This window comes from Pseudorhodobacter sp., from assembly GCF_030452865.1.
GTDB lineage: Bacteria > Pseudomonadota > Alphaproteobacteria > Rhodobacterales > Rhodobacteraceae > Pseudorhodobacter.
Genome location: NZ_JAKDLJ010000410.1, coordinates 1 through 3,128, shown reverse-complemented (window position 1 = coordinate 3,128; position 3,128 = coordinate 1). Strand labels below are relative to the sequence as shown.

The window sequence follows — 3,128 nt, the reverse complement described above, 5'->3', positions numbered from 1 at the left end:
TCCGCCACTGCTTTCGCGCTGCAAACCGTGCGGGCGCTGATGCTGGACGAAATCGGCAAACTCTACGTCACCGCGGCTTCGGCGCGCGGGGTTTCGGGTGCGCGTCTGTTGTGGCGCTATCCGGCGAAGCACTCGATGGGGCCGGTGATCAACTCACTTGGCTTCGATCTCAACCGGATTTTCAACGAATTGCCCATTGTGGCGCTGATCCTGACGCTGACCGAAGCCGGGGCGCTGCTGTTTGACAGTCTGGCGCGGTCTAACGATCAGCAGCTTGCCGGGGCCATCATCTTCCTTCTCACCGCCAGCATCGTCGCGTTGAACTTTGTGACCGATATCCTGCTGGCCCTGATTGACCCGCGCGTGCGCCGCGGGCTTATGGGATAGCATATGTTCTGGCGCAAGACCGCAACCGCATCCGGTATCGACCAAAAGGCGAAGGAAGCCTATTTTACTGCTTCGCAAGGCCAGCTTATCTTTGCGCGCTTCAAGTCGAACCGAACGGCGATGATCGCAGGCTGGGCATTGATCCTGATGATTCTGATGGGGTTATTCGCGTCCTTCCTGTCGCCCTATGATCCTACGATTGCCGGCCGTGATACCGAATATGAAAACGGCGCGCCGGAACTGCCGAGAATGTGGGATGAAAACGGCTTCTCATGGCGCCCGTTCATCTATGCGACAGAGCGCGAGCGCTCTATGAAGACCTATTTCCGTTGGGTGGTCACGCAAAACCGGGAACATCGTCTTTATATGCACTTCTTCGTGCGCGACTGGGACTATACGATTTTCGGGATTGATACCACCGTCTTTGGCCACCGGATCGACGTGGCGTTGATACGGTCCAACATCCACTTGTTCGGGGTGGAGGGTGGAAAAATTCACCTCTTTGGCACCAATGAAAGTGGCAAGGATATCTTTGCCCGCACCCTGCACGCGATCTGGACATCGCTGGCGGTTGGGACGCTCGGTGTTTTGATCTCTTTCATTCTGGCGCTGGCGATTGGCGGGGTGGCGGGATATTTCGGCGGCTGGATTGATTCCGTTCTGCAAATGATCACCGATGCGATCCGAACCGTGCCGCAAATTCCGCTGTTCATGGCGCTGGCGGCGTTTTTGCCCCCCGAATGGTCATCGGAAACGCGCTTTTTCTTTATCTCGATCATCCTCGGCCTGGTCGGTTGGCCAACGCTGGCGCGGCGTATCCGAACCCACCTTTTGACCGAACGAACGCAGGAATATGTGCTGGCGGCGGAGCTTTGTGGCGCGTCGTCTTCTCATATCATCCGCAGGCATTTGCTGCCGTCGTTCACCAGCTACATCATCGTCGATCTGATGATCTCGTTCCCTTATATGGTGCGGTCGGAAACCGCGCTGTCCTTCATTGGATTGGGGCTGAAAGACCCGGTGAACTCGCTCGGCTCGATGATGCAGAACGTCTCCAAGGCCGATGTCTTGCTGAACTATCAGTGGTATTTTATCCCGGTTCTGTTTTTCATCGCGCTCGTTCTCGCCTTTGTTTTCGTCGGTGACGGCTTGCGCGACGCGGCGGACCCTTATTCGGATAGCAAGAAATGACCGCCCTGATTGAAGTCAAGAACCTGACGTTGAAGTTCCGCACCGATGAGGGGCTGATCACTGCCGTTGATGATGTGAGTTTCAGCATCAAAAAGGGTGAGGTGATGGGGCTGGTGGGCGAATCGGGTTCCGGCAAATCGGTGACGGCCAAGGCGCTGATGCATTTGAACGCCAAGAACGCGGTCTACACGCCGGAAAGCAAGATCATCCTTCATACGGAAAACGGGCCGGTGGATGTGCTGTCGTTGCGCAAGGCCAAGGAGATGAAAATCGTCCGGGGTGGTGCGATTTCGATGATCTTTCAGGAACCGATGGCGAGTTTTGCCCCGGCGATCACCATTGGCAACCAGATGGTGGAGCAGTTGCAAATCCATGGCGGGATAAACAAGGCGCGGGCCAAGGAAATCTCAATCGAGATGTTGGATCGGGTGGGCATTTCGGACCCGTCGAAACGGTTCGACCAATATGCGTTTGAACTTTCGGGCGGGATGCGCCAGCGCGCGATGATCGCGATGGCGCTTTCGACGAAGCCAAGCCTGCTGATCGCCGATGAGCCGACAACTGCGTTGGACGTAACGATTCAGGCGCAGGTGATCGACCTGATGAAAGACCTTGTGGCCGAATTTCACATGGGCATCATCTTCATCACCCATGACCTTGGCGTGATCGCCCAAACCGCCGACAAGGTGTCGGTGATGTATCTGGGCAAACTGATCGAAGAAGGCCCGGTGCGCGATGTGATCCGCAACGCCAAACATCCCTATACACAAGGGCTGTTGGCGGCTTTGCCGAAACTCGACGATCTGGACGCGCCGCTGACCCCGGTGGCAGGCGATATTCCGTCGCCGTTGGAGCGGCCACCGGGCTGTGTGTTCCACACGCGCTGCCCGCAATTCATCGGTGATATTTGCAAGACAGTTCTGCCTGTGGCGGAAATGGTGACCGAAGATCACAGCGTCGCCTGCCATCTTTACCAGCCCGAGGTTGCGACATGACCGACAAACCCCTGATTTCGGCGAGCGGTCTTTCGGTGACCTTCAAGATCGGTTCCGGCTTTCTGAACAAGCTGACCCTGAAGGCCGTCGACAACGTGACGCTGGATATCAAACGCGGGTCGTTCTTTGGTTTGGTGGGGGAGTCCGGCTCTGGCAAGACCACGCTGGGGAGGGCTTTTTTGAAGGCAGTTCCGATCACCGCGGGCCATGCCAGCTATTGCGATGATGAGGTGGAATATGACCTTGGCAGCTTGAAAGGGCCGGCGCTCAAAGACTATCGCAAGCGGGCGCAGCTTATCTTCCAGGACCCTTATGCCGCCCTGTCGCCCCGCATGACCGTTCGCGACATCATCGCGGAGCCGTTGGAGGTGATGGGCCTGACGCATTCGCGCGAGGAAACCGATGCCCGTGTGCGCGAAATTGCTGCAAAATGCCGTCTGAACCTTGAACACCTGCGCCGGTTTCCGCACGCCTTTTCAGGGGGGCAGCGACAACGGATTTCCATTGCGCGTGCGTTGGTGTCAAAGCCACAGTTCATTGTTGCGGACGAATCCG

4 protein-coding genes are annotated in these 3,128 nt (G+C 57.0%); all 4 read left to right on the top strand.

Going from position 1 to position 3,128, the window contains the following annotated elements; all coding sequences use genetic code 11:
• Positions 1-387: ABC transporter permease subunit (locus L0H65_RS17220; RefSeq protein WP_301460455.1), on the top strand; the 387-nt coding region annotated here is incomplete at its 5' end.
• Positions 388-390: 3 nt separating this feature from the next.
• A complete protein-coding gene (locus L0H65_RS17215; RefSeq protein ID WP_301460454.1) occupies positions 391-1,578 on the top strand; it encodes an ABC transporter permease in 1,188 nt (395 codons plus the stop codon).
• On the top strand, positions 1,575-2,573 hold the full coding sequence (locus L0H65_RS17210; RefSeq protein WP_301460453.1) for an ABC transporter ATP-binding protein: 999 nt from the start codon (positions 1,575-1,577) through the stop codon (positions 2,571-2,573). Before L0H65_RS17215 ends, L0H65_RS17210 begins: the two co-directional genes overlap by 4 nt.
• On the top strand, positions 2,570-3,128 hold a 559-nt coding region (locus L0H65_RS17205), incomplete at its 3' end, for an ATP-binding cassette domain-containing protein (RefSeq protein WP_301460452.1). The genes L0H65_RS17210 and L0H65_RS17205, both read left to right, overlap by 4 nt.